General features: G+C 46.1%; 19 protein-coding genes and 1 tRNA gene. 8 read left to right on the forward strand and 12 right to left on the reverse strand.

The features are described from left to right. Positions 1–66 precede the first annotated feature (66 nt). The 4 genes from L9Q39_RS19450 to L9Q39_RS19465 all read right to left on the reverse strand — a co-directional run bounded on the left by L9Q39_RS19450 (position 67) and on the right by L9Q39_RS19465 (position 5097). Positions 67–1482 carry an ATP-binding protein gene (locus tag L9Q39_RS19450; protein WP_237486820.1) on the reverse strand — a complete coding sequence of 472 codons (1416 nt, stop codon included), beginning with the start codon at positions 1480–1482 and terminating at the stop codon, positions 67–69. Between the two features lie 10 nt (positions 1483–1492). Then, on the reverse strand, positions 1493–2176 hold the full coding sequence (locus L9Q39_RS19455; protein ID WP_237486823.1) for a response regulator transcription factor: 684 nt from the start codon (positions 2174–2176) through the stop codon (positions 1493–1495). Between the two features lie 113 nt (positions 2177–2289). Beyond that, entirely contained in the window at positions 2290–3774 is a 1485-nt protein-coding gene (locus tag L9Q39_RS19460) for a purple acid phosphatase family protein (RefSeq protein WP_237486824.1), read from the reverse strand. Between the two features lie 72 nt (positions 3775–3846). Then, positions 3847–5097, reverse strand: a complete 1251-nt coding sequence (locus L9Q39_RS19465) for a hypothetical protein (protein WP_237486826.1) — start codon at positions 5095–5097, stop codon at positions 3847–3849. Positions 5098–5360: 263 nt separating this feature from the next. Between L9Q39_RS19465 and L9Q39_RS19470 the strand changes: the two genes are divergently transcribed. Continuing rightward, positions 5361–6095 carry an oligogalacturonate-specific porin KdgM family protein gene (locus L9Q39_RS19470; protein ID WP_237486828.1) on the forward strand — a complete coding sequence of 245 codons (735 nt, stop codon included), beginning with the start codon at positions 5361–5363 and terminating at the stop codon, positions 6093–6095. Between the two features lie 406 nt (positions 6096–6501). Then, on the forward strand, positions 6502–6804 hold the full coding sequence (locus L9Q39_RS19475; RefSeq protein ID WP_237486830.1) for a hypothetical protein: 303 nt from the start codon (positions 6502–6504) through the stop codon (positions 6802–6804). Between the two features lie 85 nt (positions 6805–6889). On the opposite strand, the gene L9Q39_RS19480 is transcribed toward L9Q39_RS19475, so the two are convergent. The 3 genes from L9Q39_RS19480 to metE form a co-directional block, all read right to left on the reverse strand. Next, the gene (locus L9Q39_RS19480; protein ID WP_237486831.1) at positions 6890–7138 is read right to left on the reverse strand and encodes a DUF3297 family protein; all 249 of its coding nucleotides are present in this window, start codon (positions 7136–7138) and stop codon (positions 6890–6892) included. A gap of 260 nt (positions 7139–7398) precedes the next feature. Then, a complete protein-coding gene (locus L9Q39_RS19485; protein ID WP_237486832.1) occupies positions 7399–8313 on the reverse strand; it encodes a dienelactone hydrolase family protein in 915 nt (304 codons plus the stop codon). 258 nt (positions 8314–8571) lie between these two features. Beyond that, entirely contained in the window at positions 8572–10899 is a 2328-nt protein-coding gene (metE, locus tag L9Q39_RS19490; protein WP_237486833.1) for a 5-methyltetrahydropteroyltriglutamate--homocysteine S-methyltransferase, read from the reverse strand. Between the two features lie 107 nt (positions 10900–11006). On the opposite strand from metE, the gene L9Q39_RS19495 reads away from it, so the two are divergent. The 4 genes from L9Q39_RS19495 (at position 11007) to L9Q39_RS19510 (ending at position 13917) form a co-directional block, all read left to right on the forward strand. Further along, on the forward strand, positions 11007–11891 hold the full coding sequence (locus L9Q39_RS19495) for a LysR family transcriptional regulator (RefSeq protein WP_237486835.1): 885 nt from the start codon (positions 11007–11009) through the stop codon (positions 11889–11891). Positions 11892–11970: 79 nt separating this feature from the next. Then, on the forward strand, positions 11971–12957 hold the full coding sequence (locus L9Q39_RS19500) for a permease (protein ID WP_237486837.1): 987 nt from the start codon (positions 11971–11973) through the stop codon (positions 12955–12957). A gap of 61 nt (positions 12958–13018) precedes the next feature. After that, on the forward strand, positions 13019–13267 hold the full coding sequence (locus L9Q39_RS19505) for a thioredoxin family protein (RefSeq protein ID WP_237486839.1): 249 nt from the start codon (positions 13019–13021) through the stop codon (positions 13265–13267). A 131-nt stretch (positions 13268–13398) separates the two neighbouring features. After that, positions 13399–13917 (forward strand): sigma-70 family RNA polymerase sigma factor, encoded by a 519-nt coding sequence (locus L9Q39_RS19510; RefSeq protein WP_354004662.1) that lies wholly within the window; start codon positions 13399–13401, stop codon positions 13915–13917. 73 nt (positions 13918–13990) lie between these two features. Here L9Q39_RS19510 and L9Q39_RS19515 read toward each other — a convergent pair whose 3' ends face one another. The 4 genes from L9Q39_RS19515 to L9Q39_RS19530 all read right to left on the reverse strand — a co-directional run bounded on the left by L9Q39_RS19515 (position 13991) and on the right by L9Q39_RS19530 (position 19929). Then, a complete protein-coding gene (locus L9Q39_RS19515) occupies positions 13991–15643 on the reverse strand; it encodes an FAD-dependent oxidoreductase (RefSeq protein WP_237486843.1) in 1653 nt (550 codons plus the stop codon). A gap of 262 nt (positions 15644–15905) precedes the next feature. Continuing rightward, a complete protein-coding gene (locus tag L9Q39_RS19520; protein WP_237486844.1) occupies positions 15906–18845 on the reverse strand; it encodes an ExeM/NucH family extracellular endonuclease in 2940 nt (979 codons plus the stop codon). A gap of 352 nt (positions 18846–19197) precedes the next feature. Beyond that, positions 19198–19824 (reverse strand): DUF2913 family protein, encoded by a 627-nt coding sequence (locus tag L9Q39_RS19525; protein ID WP_237486846.1) that lies wholly within the window; start codon positions 19822–19824, stop codon positions 19198–19200. Positions 19825–19845: 21 nt separating this feature from the next. Beyond that, positions 19846–19929 (reverse strand) — tRNA-Leu (locus L9Q39_RS19530). Between the two features lie 547 nt (positions 19930–20476). Between L9Q39_RS19530 and L9Q39_RS19535 the strand changes: the two genes are divergently transcribed. After that, positions 20477–22489, forward strand: a complete 2013-nt coding sequence (locus L9Q39_RS19535) for a bifunctional metallophosphatase/5'-nucleotidase (protein WP_237486848.1) — start codon at positions 20477–20479, stop codon at positions 22487–22489. A gap of 214 nt (positions 22490–22703) precedes the next feature. After that, entirely contained in the window at positions 22704–23588 is an 885-nt protein-coding gene (locus tag L9Q39_RS19540) for a DMT family transporter (RefSeq protein ID WP_237486849.1), read from the forward strand. Between the two features lie 173 nt (positions 23589–23761). On the opposite strand, the gene L9Q39_RS19545 is transcribed toward L9Q39_RS19540, so the two are convergent. Then, positions 23762–24841, reverse strand: coding sequence for an alcohol dehydrogenase family protein (locus L9Q39_RS19545; RefSeq protein WP_237486851.1), 1080 nt, complete (start codon positions 24839–24841; stop codon positions 23762–23764). Positions 24842–24899: the final 58 nt, after the last annotated feature.

Below are 24899 nucleotides of genomic sequence, written 5' to 3' on the forward strand. Positions count from 1 at the left end.
TAATCGTGCTTCTATACCCAAATGGTCTTTTCTTTACAGGTACAACAAGCACTGACACCGTTTTAGTTAGTCACCAGCGGCGATAGGTAATCGCAGCAATATTTTAAACTCATCGGGTTGACTCTCTAGCAAGCTCAACTCTCCGCTGTGCGCTCGAGCAATTTCTCTGGATAGACTCAAGCCAAGCCCACTACCATCAATTTTTTGGTTTTGAGCATGTTCACCGCGATAAAAGCGCTCAAACAGTTGCGCCCTAACTTTTTCAGACAAGGTTGGGCATTGATTGATCACGCACACCGTTATCTCTTGTCCAACGCTTTCCGCTTCGATTTGAATAGAAGTATCAGGGACTCTATAACGGACCGCGTTACTCAAAATATTGTTGAGCAACTGTGTTAATAATAGCTCGTCACAGCACAATTCAATGTCTTGATCGATGTTGCGAACAAAGATTTCGTCATCAAAGGAGAGCGTTAAATCGTCCAGCAACTCATTTAACCCATCGCTCAAATTGATCGTGGTGAGATGGAGCGATAAGGTTCCCGCATCCGCTTGCGATAACAACAGCAGTTTGCGAATAATTGAGGATAGTCGACCCACTTCATCCAGCAGGCTTGGCAGATCAATCTCCTGATTCTGCTGCTGATTGATCGCCAACTCAAGTTTGCCCCGCAAAATCGTCAACGGCGTTTTTAGTTCATGAGCAGCATCGGCAGAAAAACGCGAGGACTGTAGAAAACTCAATTCCAAACGCTCTAACATCCGATTGTAGGACTCAATCAACACCTGAAACTCCCTGTCATCTTGATCGGTAATCGGCAAGCGTTGGGAGAGTTCATTATGATTGACGCTTTGCATTGCTCGGGTCAGACGGTTGATTGGTTTCACGGTAATCATGGCGATCAACCAAGCACTGATGGCACACAACACCAAAGCGAGAGGCACAATCACAATCAAGGCGGAGTGCATCGCGCCTCTGAGCTCTGTTTCTGTATTTTGTAGATCAACCGCAATAAAACTTCGACTGTGATTTCGCACATAAAGACTGCCGCGCCAATCGCTGTTTCCGACTTGAAACAGAGTTTGCTGGCACGTTTCTTTGCTATCACTCACTACCGATGTGCCATTACTCTCTTGTGCCTTGAAGGGCTTTGGCTTTGACCAGCTAAAATCATTTAACGTCATTCCCTTAGGCCAGTTGTTTAACTGTGTTTTGATTTTCCCGTCTCGGCCTTCCAGTAACATCAAAAATTGTTGAGGACCTTTAAGCCCCAACTTTCGACCCAAATCGGTAATAAACCCGTCATTAGTCGCTTGGTGTTTATTCAGGGTAATGAGTCGCTTCGCTTCGTAACAAAGCTGGGTATCGAGACCTGCCACTTCATACTTCAGCATTCGATTCCAGCCGAACAAAAGCACCACCGCCAGCACAGCACTGACGATCAAGCTTGAAGTGATAAACAGTCGAAAACGATAAGACATAATAAGCAGCCTAACGAGGAATTAAGCGATAGCCAGTGCCGCGCACCGACTGAATAGCACCGGATGTTTTTCCCTGATTATCAATGGCTCGAATTTTAGCGCGAATCCGTTTGATACAGACGTCCACAACATTGGTACAAGGGTCAAAATCATAGCCCCAAACATGCTCAAGAATTTGACCGCGAGTGAAGATCTGTTCTGGTGAACGCATCAAGTACTCCAACAATGAAAATTCTCGACTGGTTAGATCGACAGAGTGTCCATAACAGCTAGCCTTGCGGCTAATACAGTCGAGTTTCAACTCACCAACCGTCAAGATATGCTCTTGCACGCCCTCCACTCGTCTCAATACTGCTTGGATCCTCGCCACCAGTTCTTCAACAAAAAACGGTTTGGGTAAGTAGTCATCTGCGCCAAGTTCCAAGCCTTTGATTCTGTCTCCAAGCTCATTGCGGGCGGTCAACAAGATCACCGGCGTCGCAATTTTCTGCGCTCGAATGGAACCGAGAATATCGAGACCATCTCGATTAGGCAGCATAATATCGAGGACAATCACCTGATGTTGCTGCTGTAGCGCGAGTTCATACCCCAACTGACCATCGGCACATTGCGTCACGCTAAAGCCTCTTGCCTCTAGCCCTTCAGTGACTAGATGAGCAATTTTTTGCTCATCTTCTATTACCAAAACCTTCATTGTTTCCCTTAAACCTAACGACATTTTCTACTCAGTTTCACTCTGAATGGCAGAGAGTGAGAGAATTGTATCGCCATTGCTTATTTCCCCCAACGACAAGATGCCGGTTTTACTTACTGGATAACATATTGATCCAAGATTTGTTGATTGTGATTCTGCCCGTTGTCTTCAAGAGCAGAGCGCACAAACTCCACATCGAGATTATCAGCGTTCACCGTCACTCTTAAATGTCCCGAGCCGCCAAGTATCGTTCCTGAAGTATAACCAGCCTCCGCCGAATCCTGAGGGACTGACATGCCTCGGTGGGCAGGTTGTGGCACGGTTTGATAAATAATGCCATCTAACTCTTGCTTAGCGTAAAGATGATCATGCCCGTGGAAAACCGCATCAACCTCGTGTTTCTTTAGTAGCGCGTGGATTGGCATATCCCAGTCAGGACGATATTGAGCAAACCCTTCCGTCCCATCCGCATTTTTACCTCCCCACTCGCCATAGGGCACCGCGGCAACACCGCCTCGACCTTGACGATCAATGCCGCCTATCAATTGATGGATAAACACCAATTTATGCTTAGCTTGGCTGTCGGCTAACGTCTCTTTAAGCCACTGATATTGCAGCCCGCCTAAAGAAAGCGCAAAGCGCCCTGCGCGTTTATTGTGTTGTGCCTCCCAATAAGGGTTAAGCACCACAAACAACACATCTCCCCATTCCCAAGCAAAATAGTCCTCTAGGTTGGCTAGATGCGGCTGCGATTGCGTGTTGCCCGTGTAAAAACCGTCAGGCGTCGGGTTAGGAAAATAATCGGTGCGCACCTTGCTCGCCCAGTTCGCCAAACTGTCTGGTCCGCCGCGACGCTCTTTGGCACTCTCACCATCATGGTTGCCCAACACTAAATAGAGCGGTGTTTGCAACTGACTAAAAAAGTGTCGTTGTGCCAAATACTGCTGCATAGCATTGTCGCGGTTGGCGTGTTTGCGTGTCATAAAGGTATCGCCCAGATCGATATGGAAATCTGAGCGGTCACTCGCCACATTGCGCAGCGTTTGCAGATACATCGGGACATCAGCATTGTGATCGAGGTGAGAATCGGCGGTAATCGTAAAGATATAGTTTTCACCTTTGGCACGCTGAGTAACAAAGCTACCTTGAGCGAATAAACGCTTCGACTCGCTATCTTGTAACTGCCCGCTATCTTGTAATTGCCCGCTATCTTGTAACTGCCCGCTATCTTGTAATTGATAGTAGTAGCGAGTGTTGGCTTTTAGACCGTCAATCCTATGCTCATAGGGAGTGCCTTTGGTGATATTTTCAACCACAGACTCGATTGCAAGGTTATCCAAACGCTCGCCAATAAGAATCGTTACAGGGGCGCTGCTATCATAGCGAAGCAAGCTCACCGTCACCGCATCATCCGTTATTGCTCCCAAGATCACATCCAGATCTTGATAGGGCACCGCTTGTGGGACTGGCTGAGGCGGTCCCTTAAGCTTTTTGACTTTTTTAGGCTCTGCGACGCTCGCAAAACTGACACATAAAATACACCAACCACAGCTCAACCATTTTGCTGTGCGTCCGAACGTGGCAAACACACTCATCATTAACCCCTGTACTACTCTTTACATCACAACGTGTTACATCAACGGCTATCAATTAGACGGTAATTGGTTCGCTTATTTACTCGGAGAAAACAAAAACTCCGATTCGATAGTCTGAGTGGTTTTCAACGGACGCGAATAAAGGAATGGACCTTTCACATCCTTTGGATTATCCGCTCTCATGCTCATCAATAGCTCTCTTTGCTTATCGGTCAGGGTCTGTCCAACCTTGGCAAAAGCATCACCGTAAAGGTAAGAAAGCTCACCATCCAACTCTCCGTAACGCTTAGACCAAGCGATCACTTTTTGCTTGTCAGCGGTCTTGCCCTGTTGGAACAGACGCAACTCTTGTGAGATGTCACGACGAACCTTGGCGATCTCAGTCAGTGACTGACGCTGAAGTTCAATGATTTGAGTAATGTCTTGACGCTGCTCAGGATTAAGAACGGTTAAGAAGTCTCGACCACTATCTCCAGTTAAAGAAGTGCTGATCGCGTAGTCTTTCTTACCCATCGCCGGAGCAGTTTTCATACCAAAGCCACCAAAATACATCCCATGACGTTCAGGGCAAAAATAGGTATCAGCCTCTAAAGAGCCTGCATACCATGAGAACATCTCACTGGCATAAGTCATCACTGCGACATTGACCAGATGAGGCTGACCACGCCTTTTAAACTGACGTTCAACCTGTGGCCAAGTCGTTGAATCACCAAATTTGAGTTTATCTAACGCCTGTTTCTGTTCATCACTCAAAGAAACAATAATGTCTCCCATCACTTTGGCGCGCTGATACGCTAACTCACCATCCAGTTCATAAAGTTCTGCGGAATATTGCATCACCGCTTGCTGATCAAGTTGCATCGGTTTGTCGGCAAACTCACCTTCTAGGTTTTGACGGAAAGCTTGAATTAAAGGCAAGCGTAGCAACGCAAAACGCTCAATATCCGCCTGTTGCTGCTCGGCAAGATCCAGCAGTTGCTGTTTTTGGCTATCGTTGAGAACCGCAAGGGTATTGTTGGCGATCGTGGTTAAGAAGGAGGTGTTATGCCCTTTGCTGCCCGAGTCGATATCGCGCATATATTGGAAGCCAAAATAGTCGGAGACTTTACCGGGTGGCAAAAAGGTATCGTAGCCAAAGTCGCCAGTAATAAAGGCAAGACCCGCAAACGCGATAGTGTGTAGTTGCGCTCTATCCGACATAGCTTGCTTCAAATTGTATTGCTTTGCAGGGCGTGGTTTAACATCGTTAGCCATAGCCGTAGTGTGCATGGTTAGACTGGCTAACCCCATTGCCGTCACTAAGGCAAGTTTGGTTAATTTGATCATCGCATCTCTCCAATTCGGTTCACTGAGTACTGTTCGGTTCGCTAAGTAAAAGCGCATTCCCCGTATCGTAAAAGGGTTTGAGTGATGCAGCGAGTGTGGCGATCACGCTGTACTAAACCATGACATTTTTGTCATATAAGCCTGGCTATTTAATTTTTGATATTACATTCCTGTCATTAAAATCCGCCAAGTATTTAATATTAATTTTTATTTGATAGGATATTTTGCGTGTTTAAGACACGGGTATAAATAAGGAAATTATAATGTTTAAATTTAATAAGATCGCTACATTAATAGCAGCAACAATTATAAGCACTGGTCTCTCAGCAGCATCCGTAGACTTTCGTCAAGAATATAGAAATGAGCAAGATAACCAAGACCAATATCAAAGCCGAGTTAAAATCGGCGCAAGTGTTGGCAAACATTTCTTTGGTTTAGAAGCCAAGCAAAAAGGTAAACCTTTTACCGATTGGGAACGTGGCGATAATGAATTTGAATATGGTTATAGATTTGACCTAGATAAGCAATGGCGCGTTACACCATCAATGCCGATTACTTTTTCTAGCGGTTATGTCACTTTTAAACCGCAAGTTCGCGTACAGTACAAATTTGATAGTGGCGTGGTCGCTAAACTGCGTTACCGCCACCAATTCCGAAACTACGCTGAAGACAACAGCACCACAGGGCGCGACGGTGAACAACACTCTGTTCTTAACAGCAGTAAATTGACCGCAAACCTAGACTGGAAGTTGGGTGATTGGCAATTTGGATTAGAGGGTAACTATGTTGAAGACTTTATCAATAAAGAGTGGAAGCTAGGAACCAACGCAGAGTATGAGTGGGATTATAACTTGAAAGTCGGTTATAAGCAGAAAGATTGGAAATGGCGTCCTTACTTTGAATTAGGTAACATCCAATGTAGCTCTAGTAGCGGTTGTGGTGATGACTATCGCAGTCGTCAATTACGTACCCGTGTAGGTATTACTTACTATTTTTAATTTTAGTTTAAGCGCAGTGTGGTATTTTATATGAAGATAACATTTCTAGCGCTTAGCTGATTGACAACTCTTTCCCTTTGTTTGTATTTATATATTTGCCTCATAATCAATTTATGGGGCCTTTTTTTATTGAAACTGGAGCATTATTATTTTGACTACCTATGGGCGGTGGCTGATCAAAACCTGTGTCATTCCCCGTGATTGGAAACCAAAGTCACATATCGAATAGTCGTTATTATGTTTATTATGAGAATTCAAAATGATTTTAACATCGGTTTGATATAGAGTGCCTCTGAAGTCGGCCAAGCTTGCCTAAAAAAGTGCTTATCTGCTGTCATTCACGTTTGTTAAAACGTGTGTCGCAATGGTGGGTGATATCAATATTTAACCGTTTTAGTAATTTGAAATGATTCTAACTTTACTGCCCTTGCTGGTTGTTTTTGTCCTCTTTCCAAAGAAACTTGAGAAAGATGAAGTGCTAGTATGTGTAATCTACACCCTATACGCATTGTCTGTGAGCTTTCTCATTGAGATCCCAACGAACAGTCGAATAGGCAGTTTGTTTGCGGGGCTGCCGAGCGGGTTATTCTTAGCTTATCTCTACCCATCCTTTGTTGATCTTGAAGAGAAGATCACGAAAGCCGTAGCCAGCATACTTTTTGTGATCATTGCTTTATGGCTTGGTTACTTCACGCTTTTCGTATTTTGACAAAAGATCGCGGTCATTTAACCACTAAGAATCAGCAATACCGTTTAGCTCAGCTTAAACGGTATTGCTGACCATGAATTAGCGCTTACTTGTAGAAAGCTTCTACTTCACCTTTCAATTTAATCAGCATTGGGTGACCCCAACGGTCTTTCGCTTTTGGTGATGGGATCTTTACCCAACCTTCGCTGACGCAGTACTCTTCAACGTCGTTACGCTCTTTACCGTTTAAACGAATACCAATCTCATGCTGAAAACACTCTTCAACAAAGTGTGGGCTGCGAGGGTCGCCTGATAGATGATCCGGTAAAGCGGGTTTTGCGTTGTTTTCGCTCATTGTATTAACCTGATGAATATAAGAAGAGTGGAATTGTAGTCGTTGCCCAATTCATTTTCTACTATCGTGTGGGGGAAATTGGGTTAATTTAGGCAGATGATCACTGACTGGGGGTGTTTGGCGATCGCTTTGGGTAGGTCCCTGCCTTCGCAAGGGATGACGTTATGTTATTGATTGCGAAGTTATGTTATTGATTGTAATGCTATTAAAGTAAAAAACCGCTCTTTCGAGCGGTTTGTGATTTGTTCAAGTTCCAACTTTTACGCTTTTAACTTGTCTGCGAAGAAGTCGACGGTTCGAGTCCATGCGAGTTCCGCGTCTGGCTCGGAGTATCGACCCGTGGAGTCGTTGTGGAAGCCATGATTGGCACCTTCATACATATACATCGTATAGTCAGCGCCAATCGCTTTTAGTTCGGCTTCATAGTCGGGCCACGTCGCATTAACACGCTTATCAAGGCTGCCGAGTTGAACCACTAACGGACCTTTGACATTCTTTCTAAGATCGACAGCGGCTGGCGTACCATAGAATGGGACACCCGCATCCAACTGGTCTGGAATCGTTGCAGCCAGCATATTGACGACGTAGCCACCAAAACAGAAACCCACCGCTCCCAACTTTCCGTTGCTGAGTTCGTGAGATTTTAAGAACGTTGCCGCGGCAAGAAAGTCTTCTTCAATCTTGGCTTTATCCATGCTTTTTTGCATGGCTCGCCCTTCATCATCATTACCCGGATAGCCGCCAAGTGGATAGAGTGCGTCGGGCGCAAAGGCAACAAAGCCTTTCATCGCCAGTCTTCGTGTTACGTCTTTGATATAAGGATTCAAACCACGGTTTTCATGGATGACTAACACCACGGGTGCCGTCCCTTTAAGTTCACGCGGCACCACTAAATAGCCTTGCCCTGCACCGTGCCCTTTTGGAGAATCAAACTTAACATAGCTAGCTTTGATCGCCGGGTCATTAAAAGACACCTGCTCGGCGGCGGCATAGTTTGGAATCAGTGCTGAGGTTAATGTGGTCATGGTAAAACCTAGAGCAACCAAGCCACTAAGGCGCGAGAAAAACTCGCGACGGTCGATCAATCCATGCGCGTACTCATCATACCAATCGAATGCTTCTTGTGGGATCACTCGCGGTTCGGTTTGAGCTTTATCTTTAGTAGGGTCTGACATCCTTTTCTTCCTCTTTGATTGTTGTAACGTTATGAGCCGACATTTGTACGATCGTTTTTATATTTTTGTTCAATCAAAGATAGTGAACATTGGATAAAAATGAGAGGTATTTACAATAATTTACAGTGAATCGGCAATAGACGAGTCTCTATCCCTGCCAAAACAGCTAAAACCGCCCTTTCAGGCGGTTCTATTAAGTGAGTTCAACTTGCATGCAATCAGTGCAATACTCCAAACAGCGATCCACGATGACTCGTGTTAGCTTACACACTGTGACTCAATATTTGACTGCGCCGAGTCGTGGTCTTTATCGGCACGTTTTCGTAACTGCTTGGCCGCATCAATCATATTACTGAGCGCCGGTCGCACTTCTGACCACTGGCGAGTTTTCAGTCCGCAGTCTGGATTAACCCATAAACGTTCAGCGGGTATCCGTTGCCCTGCTTTTTCCATCAGTTTCACCATCTGTTCAACTGAGGGGGTATTGGGAGAGTGAATATCATAAACACCAGGACCAATCTCATTAGGGTAGTCAAACTGCTCAAACACATCTAACAGTTCCATGTCAGAGCGAGAGGTTTCTATGGTAATCACATCGGCATCCATGGCGGCAATCGCTTCAATAATGTCATTGAACTCCGAATAGCACATATGAGTGTGGATCTGAGTCGTGTCCGCGACACCGTTCGCGGATACTCGATAGGATTCTACTGCCCAATCAAGATAGGACGGCCACTCCGATTGTCGCAAAGGCAATCCTTCACGCAGTGCCGCTTCATCAATCTGGATAATATTCACTCCTGCCGCTTCCAAATCCTGCACTTCTTGGCGAATCGCTAAGGCAAGTTGCAAGCAAGAATTACGTCTTGGCTGATCGTCGCGTACAAAAGACCAATTAAGTATGGTTACCGGTCCTGTCAACATGCCTTTCATCGGCTTATCGGTGATGGATTGCGCGTATTGAGTCCAAGCGACCGTCATCGGTTGCGGGCGACTGATATCTCCAAATAGAATCGGCGGTTTGACACAACGAGAACCGTAAGATTGCACCCAACCCAATTGGCTAAAGGCGTAACCATCCAGTTGCTCTCCAAAGTACTCCACCATGTCATTACGTTCCGCTTCACCATGAACTAATACATCTAGGTCTAGTGCTTCTTGCTCTCGAACCGCATATTCAATCTCTGAACGCATTTTATCAGTGTATTCGTTGGCTGAAATTTGCTGATTTTTAAACGCTCGTCGAATCTTGCGGATCTCTGGCGTTTGGGGAAACGAACCAATCGTTGTTGTTGGGTACAGTGGCAAATCCAGTTTCTGATGCTGCTGTGCAATACGTTGATCATAGGGTGATAAACGCTGCCCCCAATTCGATGTCACCTCAGTGACCGCTTGCTTTACCGCTGGGTTGTGTACCCGACTCGATGTCTGCCGACTACGAATCGCAGCAGCATTGTCTGCCAACGCGTTGACGACAGAATCTCTGCCCTGATTAAGCGCCTTACCCAGCACCTCAAGTTCCAGCAATTTCTGTTTTGCGAACGCAAGCCAGTTAACAATCTCCGCATCTAATTTCGCTTCACTATTTAGATCAACGGGTACGTGAAGCAGCGAACAAGATGGCGCTAACCACAGACGATCACCTAAGCTTTCACTGATGGGCTCTAACCAATCCAGCACAGCATTGAGGTCCGTTTTCCAGATATTGCGTCCATCGATCACCCCTAAAGAGAGTACCTGATGGCAAGATAACTGCTCGACACATGCCTCCACTTCTTGTCGCCCACGCACTGCATCTAAATGGAAACCAGCAACCGGTAGTTCCGCTACCAACTGTCGATTTTGTTGCAGAGTGCCAAAATAGGTCGCCAGCAAGATGTTAATGGGACAGGCACTTAACGCGTTATACACCGTGTGAAAGGCGTTTTGCCAGTCGCTGTCTAATTCGGTCACCAGAATCGGCTCGTCGATTTGTACCCACAGCACACCTTTTTGTGACAACTGATTGAGTAATTGTTGGTAAACCGGCAGTAAGCGCTGCAATAATTCAAGTCGACTAGAGGCGTCTTTTTCCTTACTCAGTGCAAGGTAAGTCAGTGGTCCAACAATCACAGGCTTTGCCTTCACTCCAAGTTGTTCTGCTTGTTCAATTTGGGCAATCAGGTTATCTGAGTTCAGAGAAAACGGCGTATCCGCCGTCACTTCCGGCACGATGTAATGATAATTGGTATCGAACCATTTGGTCATTTCGCCTGCGAAGATCTGCTGGCACGGCGTATCATCAGCGGAGCGTCCACGGGCAACACGAAAATAGTTATCTAACTCGCTGCCTGATAATTGCTGCGCTCGCTCTGGCACATTACCGACAAGAAAACTGGTGTCCAATACATGATCGTAAAGGGAAAAGTCTCCCACTGGGACAAAGTCGAGAGATTGCTGTACTTGCCAGTGTTGCTTACGCAATTGTTGTGCTTGGTTTTGTAATTCGGTTTGATTGGATTCGCCTCTCCAAAACTTCTCTAGTGCAAATTTGAGTTCACGCTGCGCGCCAATGCGGGGAAAACCAAGGTTGTGTATCAATGCCATTTCTGTGTCTCCATTCACTGTTGTTGTTATTGATACTAATTGAGTCGATTCATGATGAATAATGGTATAAATTAATTAAATGATTATTTTTACTCATGAGTTATTTTATGATCGAAAGAATCCATCTGCGTATTTTAAAAGCCGTTGAGACCGAAGGTTCATTAACGGCGGCGGCGAAAAGCCTGTACCTCACCCAATCGGCTCTCAGTCATACCATCAAAAAATTGGAGCATCAGTTGGGTACACCTTTATGGGTCAAAGAGGGCAGAACGCTCAAGTTGACTCAAGCCGGTGCGTACCTGCAACGTGAAGCAACTCGCGTCTTGCCACAGTTGGAGCGCATTGATGAGGTCTTAAATCAATTTGCGTCGGGCGAGAAAGGCACTTTGCGCATCGGTATGGAGTGCTACCCTTGCTATCACTGGCTACAACAAGTCATCAAACCTTTTTTGCTCCAGTGGCCAGGGGTGGATATCGACATCAATCAACGCTTCAAATTCGGCGGTGTTGCAGCACTGTTTAACAATGAGGTGGACATTCTGATCACTCCGGATCCTGTTTACGCTTCAGGCATCACACACCTGCCGGTTTTTCTTTACGAACAAGTATTAGTTGTTGCCAGTGAGCACCCACTTGCAGGGCGAGACTTTATCACTCCACAAGCGCTCACCTCCGAAACCCTTTACACCTATCCAATCGAAGCCACAAGGCTCGATGTGTTCCAACAGTTTCTGTTACCCGCAGGTTGCCAACCCAAGCGACATAAGACCATAGAAGACACGGATATGTTGTTACAGATGGTCGCCGCTGGGAGAGGCGTGACCACATTGCCTCTCTGGCTGGTAGACGATTACCAAAACACATTAAACATCGAGGCAGTGCGCCTTGGGGAGCATGGGGTGAGTAAGCAGATCAATATTGTGGTGCGAGACTCATCGGTGAACGATCAACATATTCAAGCATTTGTGGCATCAGCTAAGGCTGCGAGCTAGCGGCAAATTATTTTCACTTTTTCTGCATCCTTTTAAGACGCTATCCGTGATAGGAATAGATGACTAATAGGATGCCGTTATGTTGCACGTTTTTACCGTATTTGCCGACTGGTTAACATACCAAGTTTTCGGCTTTCCTCCCGATACTGCCGTTTCTAATGGGCTGCACTTTTTTATTGAAGACACCAGTAAAATCTTAGTGTTACTGGTGATCCTCATCTACTGTATCTCCATACTGCGTGCCAATCTCGACGTAGAGAGAGTGCGCAACTATCTGCAAGGCAAGCATAGAGCAACTGGGTATCTGCTTGGCGCGACGTTTGGCGCAATCACCCCGTTCTGCTCTTGCAGCTCGATACCGCTGTTTATGGGTTTTGTCTCCGCGCGTATTCCTATCGGTGTCACCCTCTCGTTTCTGGTGAGCTCACCTTTGATTAATGAGGTGGTGGTGATCATGCTCGGTAGCGCGCTGGGGATTAAATTCACGTTGAGCTACATCGCTGCTGGTTTGCTATTAGGCATTATTGCCGGAGCGGTGCTTGATCAACTTAATGCCAGTCGTTGGTTACAGCCTTTTCTCGCCGAAGCGTATCAAAATGCCAGCAACGGCCAAGATACGCCTGCTTCCGCCTCTACGGTAAATCCGCTGAGTTTTAGTCAGCGACATGAGTTTGCCGTCAACGAGACCAAAACCATCGTCAAACGGATCTGGATTTGGGTGATTGCTGGTGTCGGTATTGGCGCGTTTATTCATGGCTTTGTGCCTGCGCAATGGTTTGAACAGAATCTATCGCAAGGGCAATGGTGGACTGTCCCGGTAGCGACCATCAGCGCGATCCCTATTTATACCAATGCCACGGGCATTGTTCCCATCATGGCATCGTTGATCGATAAAGGGATGCCGTTAGGAACCACACTCGCCTTTTGTATGGGCGCTGTCGCGGTCAGTTTGCCCGAATTTATGATGCTGAAACAAGTCATGCAGTGGCGTCTGCTTGCGATACTCGTTGGCTACCTGTTTGTTGCTATCTCTGTTGTGGGATGGCTGTTTAACGCTTTTTATTAACCCTTGGTCTATCGACCTTAATTACATGACCAAACTCACACTATCCTGATAAGGAGACATTATGAAAACGATTCAAGTCTACGGCTCTGGCTGTAAAAACTGCACCGTGACCGCAGAGCGATTCGCAAACGTGGCACAGGAAATGGGGCAACAAGTCCAGATTGAGAAAGTCACCAGCTTAGAAGCTATTATGAAAGCTGGCATCATGAAAACGCCGGGCGTGGGTATTGATGGCGAAGTAAAGCATACCGGTTCAGTACCAAGTATTGATCTGGTTCGTGAATTGCTGTCGCAAGATGCTATAGCTTAGGGTGAGCATAGCTTAAGATGAACATAGCTTAGAATAAACATAGCTTAAGATGAAAACGCCCTGATGATTACTATGGATAGTAAACATAAGGGGCGTCCTATTTCACGAGAAGGAATATCATGAAGTGCTTAATGACTGCTTGGGATGACGCTGAAGCCAGTTTATATGGCTGGCTGCTAAAACAGACAAACAACGCCCATGAAACCGAAGACATCATGCAGGAAGTGTTTCTAAAGGCAATGAGTAACAGCGAACGATTTTGTACCTTGCAAGATGGCAAGTCTTGGCTATTCAAAATGACGAAAAATCTGTTTATCGACCAGCTAAGACGTAAGGTGCAATCGGAAGAAATCAACGAACTGGCTCAACCCAGCGAGGTGACGCCCGCAATGGTGCAGTTGCAGCGCTGCCTGCCGAAAGTGCTGGTAAAACTCTCCGACCAAGAGCGCGATATTATAGAGCAGTGCGACCTTAACAGCATGACGCAACAACACTATGCAACCTCACATGGCTTGAGCCTACCCGCCACCAAAGCCCGCCTACGCCGAGCACGCATTGAGCTAAAAACGCTGCTAATCAATGAATGCAAAGTGAAGCAGGACAAGGGGAGCGTTTGCTGTTTCAAATCAATAGACCACGAACACGGATGATGGTCTAACAATTTTGACGCTCCCCTAGTTTCTACAACCTAGTTTCTACAACCTAGTTCCTATTGCCTATTTCTTAAATATTCGCAACCCGATAGCTGAGATAACCACCTATCAAGTTTTTCGCCTTAAAGCCATTATTCACCAATTGACGATACGCTACATTACCGCGTAAGCCGACTTGGCAATAGATGATGATCTCTTTGTCTTTTGGCAGTTCATCCATGCGTTGACGAAGTTGGTCAACAGGGATGTTGATAGCGCCGTCAATATAGCCCACGCTCTTAAGCTCTGCTGGATTACGAACATCGAGCAATACTTGATCATCATTCAAATCGTCAATCTCATCAAAGAAGATGGGCACCGCGTCACCTTGCATAATGTTATTGGCAACGAATGCCGCTTGATTGATCACATCTTTAGCTGAGCCAAATGGCGGCGCATAAGTGAGCTCAAGATGTTGCAACTGTTCAACCGTCATTCCGGCGCGCTGAGCCACCGCCATCACGTCAATGCGTTTATCGACGCCATCTTTGCCGACCGCTTGAGCGCCAAGAATTTTGCCGCTGATCGGATCAAACAGCATCTTGAAAGAGACGGTCTCTGCTCCCGGATAGTAACTGGCATGACTGGCAGTATGCACATAGACTTTTTGGTAGGCAATTGCCTGCTGTTTGAGCTGTTTCTCATTCTTGCCAGTCGAGGCCACCGCTAAGTCGAATACCTTACAAATCGCCGTGCCTTGAGTGCCTTGATAACGCTGCTCACGACCGAGCATATTATCTGCGGCCATTCGACCTTGACGGTTCGCGGGACCCGCAAGGGGAACCAAAGCCTGCTGCTTGGTCACGAAATCTTGCTCTTCGACCGCATCGCCGACTGCGTAGATAAAGGGATCACTGGTTTGCATCATGTCATTAGTGGCGATGCCGCCTAAAGCCCCCAATTGCAGCCCAGCCTCTGAGGCAAGTTTGGTTTCTGGTCGCACGCCGATTGCCATGATCAACATATCGGTCGTCAAGCTCTGTTGATTACTTAAATGCAATTCAAGCTGCTGCTTGCCCGCCAGATACTCCATAGATTCCAGCGCCACATTGAGACGCAAATCCACTCCTTTTTGACGGATTTCTTGGTGAACAAAGCCCGCCATTTCACGATCAACTGGCATCATCACTTGGTCTGCCATTTCAATCAGTGTGGTGGCAATGCCTCTTTGGTGGAATGCTTCCATCATCTCAAGACCAATAAAACCGCCACCGACAACCGTTGCATGCTGCACCTTTCGGGCAGCCAAGCCATTGATGATACGATCCATATCGGGAATGTTACGCAGTGAATACGTCAGGGGATTATCAATACCTGCGATAGGAGGCACGATGGGTGCAGCGCCTGGGCTTAATAACAAAAAGTCGTAGCTCTCATGATATTCGCTGCCATCAAGTAGATTTTTGACCATCACACGCTTGGCTTGTCGATCAATCGCAACGACTTCATTCATCACTCGCACATCAACATTAAAGCGCGCTAAAAAGCTTTCTGGGGTTTGCAGTAACAGTTTGCTGCGGTCGGTAATGTCACCACCGATATGATACGGCAACCCGCAGTTGGCAAAGGAAACAAACGCACCGCGCTCAAACATAATGATTTGAGCATCTTCGCTAAGACGACGCGCTCTCGCCGCGGCAGATGCTCCGCCTGCTACACCACCAACAATCACAATTTTGGTCATTATCATCACCCTTAGATTTATACACTGAAGATGATAATAAAACCTATAATTAGCAATGTCTAATTTATTTTTTATTTAATTAGATTTCTCTAATTAACATTAAAGGCGCTCTCCTCTCCGATATTAACTGCAATAAAAAAGGCAGCGACTCCATCGTCGCTGCCTTTGTCTCTAAGCTATCTTTTATCGGGCGTTAACTTATATTAAACATTAAGCTTTCATTAGACATTAGCTTCTATCAAACATCAGCTTTTATCAAACGTTAACGGTTTCTGCGACGCATCAAACCCAGCGCCATCAATAACCCTAAACCCAATGGCGCTGTTGAGCCACCTGAGTCCGAGTCATCGCTACTGCTTTGTTCTGCTACGGTCACATCCATCGCTTCTGACGTGTATGTCCCTGCATAGCCTTCAATGACTTTGCTGACTTGATAGTCACCGCTTTCATCCAGTGTTGTAGAGAGTTCAACCCAACCCTGTTGAATCATTTCCTGTGTCAGTTCAACCGATTCAGTTTCAGTACTGCTGACCGTGGCAGCGAACGTCCCTTTTTCTAGCATGGTTTCGGTTTTGTTCGCTACTAACATCGCTTTGTCACCAACGTGAAGATCGAAATCGTCAAGGTCAGTCAACAACATAACGACACTTAGCGGTTGGTTTTGCTCAGCTTGACTCACGTGCTCTGGCACATCTTGCGGCAAATCGACCGGTGTTGCTGGTGGCACGACCAACTCTGGAACGTCTTCATCATCACTAAACTCAAACACTACAATCGCAGGATCGTGATCAGAAGAGCGATACATATCGGAGTACTTAGTCAAATCACCAGAATACTGAGTGCTGTAATCCACCAAGCTAGATTCTGAAGCATTGATATTCCAATCGGCGGCATCAATCACATAGTTGATAGTGTCTGCATCTACTAGGATATAATCCAAAGTCCCTAACGTATCGTTGTAAGAGTAGCTATACGAACCTTGATGGTACGCCTCAATCGCATTGATATAACCAAACGATTCGGTTAACGCGCTTGGCTCAGAACCATCCATCTCTTCGTCGCCGATAAAGGTATCGCGAGCTGGCGTCACCGAGTAGCCTTCTGGCATTTCAGTCAGCAAGAGAATGGGATCTTCGCTGCCATAGGAATTGAGATCACCAAGAATCAACTTATAGCCGTCGATGTTTGCCATTTCTGTACCAAGTTGCTGAGCAGCAGAAACACGGAAGTTCTCGCAACTTCCCTGCATATCCGCGTCTTCTTCATCTTGTAGATTGACGTCTTCCCAGCAGGTTGAGCCCTTCGATTTAAAGTGATTCACAGAAACCGTAATGTTCTCGCCAGTACGGTTAATCGTAAAGGTTGGCGTCACTGCATCACGTTGGTAATTGTCGGTATCGTCACCTTCGGTCGCGTGCTGTTCTGGCATCTGAATAATGCGGTAGGTCTCTAGGGAAACGCTGGCAGGTTTAAAAATGACATGGTTGGCAATCGCGTCTGTGCCGATATACTCATCATCACCGGACACATACTGATAGTGCTGGCTTTCATCTTCTATCAACCCATTGATCTTAGTAACAAGATGGTTGACCGCCGAATCTTCACCAAAGCCGTTGTTTTCAATTTCCATCAAACCAACAATATCGGCGTCGAGAGCAATAATCGCCTTGGCGATCTTATCGCCCTGACGAGTAAATTCCTCTTCCGTATCGGCACCACGATTGTCACCGAATGGGTTTTCTGCCCCGCCAAACTCAGAGTTAAAGTAGTTGAGTACATTGAATGTCGCGACTTTCAGTTCACCCTCTGCAACCTCTGGAGCTGTAGTACGTGCATTGTTACGAATAAAGTTCTCTTTAGTCGCTTCATTGGTCACATAAAGGCGATATTCACTGTATGAATAGCCCAACACACCTTGCAGTCCATCGAGAGTATCATCGACACGGATATAATCGTCACTGGTGGTCGTGCCGTCTTCCATTGGCACCGCGCTGGCGGTTAGGAAATCTGGATACCAAGGCACAACGCCATTCTCAGCTTGTTCAAACGACTCGACAAATAGACGCTTCTCTTCGTTTTCCTCAGCTTGAGTCAGGGCTTGTTCTGAATTTGGCACATTTTGTTGGTTTTGGTGAAGATTGACTCGACCTTGAGACACCACCATGTTGTTACGGTATGAGTCATAATCAAAGCTAAAGGTACGCGTGACACGCATATCGGCTTCCGCATCAAGTTCAACCAGCATGCTTTCATGACGTTCAAGGGTAAAATCAAAACTCTCATCCGTTTCCAATTCGCGTAGTGGTGTCGCCGTCACCACCTTATCCGTCGCTTCAACGCTATGGATATAAGTATCGGTGAGCTGAGTAAAGCCGTAGTTCTCATAGGCTTTGCCCTGCACTGTCACGCTATCGCCAACCGTGACATCCGACACAGAAGTTCTCTGTACAAATATCGCGTCAGAAGTGTTGGCGTCGCCATCTCCGTCCGGATCTTGAATAAAGAATCCAACCGTCAAATGACTACCCAGTGCGACTTCTTGAATCGCGGTGACTATGCCGGTCACTTTATAATAATCTTCTGACTCATAACCGGATTCAATCATCGGTGACGACCAACCATCACCTTGAATTTCCATGATGGTGGCATCTATCGCCTCTGGCACTTCCGGCTCTTCGCTCTCGTCCGATAAGCTGCCTAAACCATCAAACGTATCTTGCGCATAGGTATTCCAATCTGATTCATCAAATACCGTGCTTGCGGTCTCGCCAATACGACGCAGTGTGACCTCTTTGCCCCATCCCGATGTCGTTGGCACATCACCGACAATATCCACCACAACATCGCCATTCAAAATAGCGACTGCATCGCCGCCATTGTGGGCAAGATTGCCTGTAGATAGAGTCGCTACGCCACTCAGATCCACCTGATTAGGAATGTCACTAGAAGAGTGATAAACCACCATCAATTCGTTCGCAGCTAATGTTCCCGATAGCGTCACCATGCTAGTTGGTGATGTGTCACCATCTTTGTAGCGAACCAGTGAATAGCTTGACAGATCCACGGATTCCGAACCTTGGTTATACAGTTCAATCGCTTTGTTATAACTGCTGCCTTCGACGTACTCTGTGATCATAATGTTCGCTTGCGCTTGCGCAGTCAAAGCGAGCGCAATTGAGCAAGAGATAAGCGACTTGTTCATTCTAATTCCTTGAATAATATTTTTAGTAAAATAATGAGCACCACACTAAGCTCAACAGCATGATGTGTGCCGTGCATGACTGAGTGATATTTTTAGGTGCTTTTGAAAGAATTAGGGTTACTGAGTTTTGTTAAATTTAAATGTCACAAACTATTTCCCAATATTATTAGGCAATGGGAACTATAATTAAAACACTGGCAAACGTTTGCGAATTAACATGTAATCGATTTCAATTAAGCTGAAATCGATTACATGAATTATTTGATATATTTTTATTTCATCACTAATTAACCACGATAATATCATTAATATTTAGGCGGTTATTAGAAAATAAATAAAATTAACTTTATGCTTAAGCGAGCTGCAAAATAATTCTGACGAAGTTTTCATCTTCGTATTGAAGTTGGTAGCTGAATACTGGGTTTGCATAGATAGCACCAAGGAAAAGATGCTTCTCTCTGACCGTGCCTCTAAACAAAATAGAGATGGGTTTTTCCAGTTGGTTTTTGCGCCCAAAATGGGCATTCAGATCGGAAGAAAGCACGCACAGCAAGCAGCCACTTTCATCATGCTTCAAATCGACCGCTTCTGGAGTGGACAATAGAGCCGTGGTTCCTAGCTTACGTTCAATTTCTCGAATCAGTAGCAGGTAATTATCAAGGTGAGGTTGCTGAATTTCGGGTTTGGCTTCAATGCCAATAAGCAGCACGTTTTCTAAATCAACTTGGGACTTTTTCGCCTGTAATGTCAGCGTCTTAAGCTGTTTTCTGATGCCTTTATACTTGTGGCTTTTCAGCTTAGGTTTCAGCCATTTTATCAAAATATCATTACACCAAGCAGGGTCGCATTGACCTGTTTTTAAAGTGCGTTTTTTGAATTCCAGATGGAGCAAGGCGTGAAGAGACACCTCATGCAATAATAGGCTTGATGAGGAGTTAGACGGACTAAGTTGCGGTGAACGGCTTCCTGTGTTCGGCATAGAAGTTTGTCTAAAGTTGAATGGTGCCGAGAGAGGGACTCGAACCCTCACACCAAAGGCACTAGCACCTCATGCTAGCGTGTCTACCAATTTCACCATCTCGGCATCGAATTTAAGCTCAATATGACCAAGCTTACAGTCTAGGTCAACGATGTTAACCGAGGGATGAACCCTTGTATAGCCTTTAGTAGCAAGAAACTGTGCTTTGAGCAATCGTTCGAACAACAAGTGAACAATCTTGATGAAATTTAACCAGAAATGCATCTGAGGCGTATCAAAGTGGGGGCATTATCGAGGCAACATTACTGTATCGAGGCAACATTGCTGCGCCTACCACGGTTTCTATCTGCCGAGCACCAAATCTGAATTTTTCAGCTCAACATACGAGCAAGCTTGGTGATAACGGCGTTGTTCAGGATAGTGGCTATATAGCCAATAATTAAATTTCATTAATTACCATCAATAAGATAAAACCACTCTCCATATTTAGAATAAAAACAATGAATTTTCCTCCCAATAATCAAGCAATTCAAATAAGAAACAAACACAACCAAATTATAATTAACAAATATATTAAATATAAATGTAATCGAATTGTCTTATTCAGTGACTATTGTCTTGTTCGTCTATTTAATATAAAGGAATAATTATAATGAAACATAAGATGCAGCATAGTTTGGTCGCCTTGGGAGTGATTGTTGCGCTCGCAGGATGTAGCTCAGATGATGATGACAATAGTCAGGGAGTTACTGCCGACTTTACTTTGCAGTTGCTTCATGTCGCAGATATGGATGGTTCTAATTCAACGGTTTTGGAAAACGCGGGCAACTTCGCCGCTTTGGTTGAGGGTTTCACCAGCCAAAACGCAGACAACACACTATTTTTAAGCTCGGGCGATAACTATATCCCGGGCTCTCGTTATGATGCTGCCGATGATGATTCAATGGCAAGTGTTGCGGGTATCGAAGTTCCCGGAGTGGCTCGTGCCGACATCGCGATGCTAAACGCTATGGGCTTGCAAGCTTCTGCTGTGGGTAACCACGACCTTGATGGTGGCAGTAGCGAATTTGCCTCTATTATTTCGCAAGACGGTAACTATCCCGGCGCACAGTTTCCGTACCTAAGTGCGAACTTAGATTTCACCACCGATAGCAACACGGCAGGTCTTGTTGCTGATGCTGGAATGGATGCATCCGATCTGAGTAATAAACTGACCGCCAGCACGGTGATTGAAGTAAATGGTGAAAAAATCGGTATTGTCGGTATTACTACCCCAACCAATGACGATATTACTACTGTTGACGACATCACTGTCTATCCAGCTAACGACGATATCAATGACTTGGCCGCTATTGTCCAGACCGAAGTCGATGCGCTAACTGCGGCGGGCATCAACAAGATTATTGCTCTCGCCCACATGCAATCTATCAGCTACGAGCTTGAGCTAGCCGAGCTACTTAAAGATGTCGATATTATTGTTGCAGGCGGTTCAAATACGCTACTCGCCAACGATGATGACCGCCTATGGGATGGCGATACGGCTGCAGATAGCTACCCAATTATGAAAACGGACGCCAATGGCAACGATGTTGCTGTCGTCAACGTTGACGCTGACTACAAATACCTTGGTCGCTTAGTGGTCGGTTTTGATGCCGAGGGTAACCTGCTTGCCGATACTATCTCCTCTGACACAAGCGGTCCTGTGATTACCGATGACGAAATGGTGGCAGCAACAGAAGGCGCGGTCGCCAATGACTCGGTTGATGCGATTGTTACTGCCATCAACGATGTGCTTGTGACCAGTGAATCTAACATTGTCGGTCACACTGACGTTTACCTAAACGGTACGCGTGGTTATGTAAGAACAGAAGAGACAAACCTTGGTAACTTATCTGCCGATGCGAATCTTTGGTATGCGCAATTACATGACAATACGGTCTTGATGTCACTGAAAAATGGTGGCGGTATCCGTGCTGATATCGGCTACTCTGCTTACCCTGCGGGTTCGACAGATCCAGAAGACCTAACGTACTACCCACCAGCAGCCTACGCCGCAGCGGGTAAAGAAGAGGGTGATATTTCTCAATACGATATTCAAACGGCTCTCGCGTTTAACAACGGTCTGTCTGTTTTCGACCTAACGGGCAGTGAACTTTGGGATATCCTTGAGTACGGTGTCGCCGGAGTTGAAAATATCTCGGGTTCTTTCCACCAAGTTGCCGGTGTGTGTTTCACTTATGACGCAAGCAAAACGGCACGTGTTGCTGATGCTGAAACCGATGTTGTCACGACTCCTGGTGAGCGAGTTCAAACCATCATTGTTGATACCGATGGTAATGGCGTGTGTGACGAAGCAAGCGATGATGTGGTAATGAAAGACGGCACTATGATGTTGGGTTCGTCGGTATATCGTACAGTTTCTCTTGATTACCTTGCGTCTTCTGCCCCTTACCCGTGTGATGGCGATGATTGTACTAACCAAGTACAACTGGGTGACGATATGACGACCGATCCACAGTTGAGTTCATTTGCTGAAACGGGTAGCGAGCAAGATGCGCTTGCCGAATATCTACAAGCGTTCCACCCTGACTCTAACGCCTCATACTCTACCAACGATAGTATTGATGGTGGTGCGGCGGATGTTCGTGTCGTTCGTCTCGATTAAAACCCATCGTGATTAACAAAAAGCTTTCTCAATTGGGAAAGCTTTTTTGTTTCCGCTCACCCAGCGATTGAAACATAGCAATTGCCCTTCATATAGTTAATGTCCTTAATATAGCGATTGTCTTTGATATAGCTATTGTCTTTGATATAGCTATTGCCCCTGAAAGCGTTATGGGTTTTACTTAAGTTTCAATTCGTTACCTGAGCTTATCCCTATGACGTCCCGCAGTGTTTTACAACTTATCGTCCTCGCCGCCATTTGGGGTGGTTCATTCCTTTTTATGCGCATATCAGCGACGGTGATGGGTCCAGCGGTACTGATTGAATTGAGAGTGCTTTTCGCCGCAATCGCACTGTTAATCGTGAGTGTGTATCTAAAACGCAAGCTACCTTTTATTGCTCACATCCGACACTTTTTCACCATTGGGCTGTTTAATACTGCGCTGCCATTTCTCTTGTTTGCTTATGCCGCGCAAACCCTCAATGCATCAACCTTGTCGATCCTTAACTCCACCGCAGCCATCTGGGGTGCAGTGATCGGCTTGATTTGGCACAGAAACCGATTAAATGGTGCCGCAATCCTTGGCTTACTGATTGGTGTTATTGGCGTCGCGATCTTGGTGGGTTGGGATGCGATGCGCATTGAAGAGAATGCAACACTGCCCATTATTGCTGGCGTAATGGCCGCCTGTTGCTACGGCATCGCCACCAACTACGCCAAGAATGCGCCTTCGGTCTCGGCGTTTAATAATGCTCACGGCAGTATGTGGGCGGCTTGCCTAATCGTGTTGCCTTTGGTGCCTTTTATTCCAATGAGAGAAGTCCCAAGCAGTGAAGTTTGGACATCCGTGATGCTATTAGGGGTGCTTTGTACCGGCATCGCTTATCTACTCTATTTCCGCCTAATCACCGACATTGGTCCGGCTTCTGCGCTGTCGGTGACCTTTTTGATCCCGATGTTTGGCATATTGTGGGGACATCTATTTCTTGATGAACCGATTGGTATAAACACCATCGTTGGCGCGATTTTGGTACTGACCGGGACAAAGCTCGTGACCGGGTTTTCTTTGTCTGCGCTGGTGCAGCGTAGAAAAAATTAACCCCGCGCGATAGCGAACAATAGATAGCTAACAATAAACAGCTAACAAGAGACAGCTAGCAATAAAAAGGGCACACCATTCACGGTGTACCCTTTGACTATTAGAAATTCGTTTAGCTGTATTGCTAAGCGCTTTATTTGTAAGAGCTTTATTTGTAAGAACTTAAAATCGCTTTAATGCTCAGGAATCAACACAAACTTACCAACATGCTGCTTGGTGACAAACTCCTGCTGAGCTTGCGCAATCTGTTGCAATGGAAAGGTTTTCGCCACGAGCGGTTGGATCTCGTTGCGTTCAATGTATCCAACCAAATTGCCAAATACCGGTTCATCCCATGCGGTAGTACCGATTAATCGAATGTCTTTTAGATACATATCACGCATATCCAAATCGACAATTGGACCCGCAATCGCGCCTGAGGAAACTAAGCGTCCTCCGACTTTCAGCAGCTTTAGCATCTGAGGGAAACCCTGACCGGCTACATTGTCCACCACGAGATCGACACTGCTTTCTCCTAGGATAGCGATCAGATCATCGTGACGGTCAAGAAGTTGGTCCGCTCCAAGTTGTGCAAGATTGGCATGCTTATCTTTGCTGGCAACGGCAATGACTTTAGCGCCACGACGTTTCGCCAGTTGTATCGTTGCCGAGCCAACACCACCGGAAGCACCAGTAACCAGCACCACTTCTCCGGCTTGTAATTGAGCGCGGTGCAGCATGTTTTCTGACGTACCGTAGGCGCAAGGAATAGAGCCTAAGTCGGCATCGCTCCAATCAGATTCGATAACAAACGCTTCTGTGGCACGAACTTTAACATATTGAGCAAACGCACCATCGAAATCCGAACCCATCCAGATGTTGTCCATCGAGGTAAAATCCGTTGCGCGCGTGCATGGGCGCACTAAAACGCGCTTGCCGACCAAATCTGAATGTTCTGCCGCGCCAACGGAGACAATCACACCACAGCAATCGGTGCCTTGAACAAAAGGAAACGGGGTCGCGGCATTCCAACCGCCATCGGTTTTCTCGGTGATCGGTTGTCCACTTTCTTCAGACACCTCATTGGTGGCGTCGGTGACAGACGAGGAATACCACCCAAGGCGAGTATTGATTTCGGTGTTATTCATGCCTGCGGCAAGCACTTTAATCACAACTTCATCATGCTCTGCGATAGGCATGGGCACATCTTTGTACACCAACTTGTCGTAACCACCGTTACCGGTTGTCACAATGGCTTTCATTACTTGAGTCATACGTTACTGCTATCCAAGTTGCTACTGTTATCTAAGTTGCTACTGCTATCCAAGTTAA

It is taken from the genome of Vibrio hippocampi (assembly GCF_921292975.1).
Lineage (GTDB): Bacteria > Pseudomonadota > Gammaproteobacteria > Enterobacterales > Vibrionaceae > Vibrio > Vibrio hippocampi.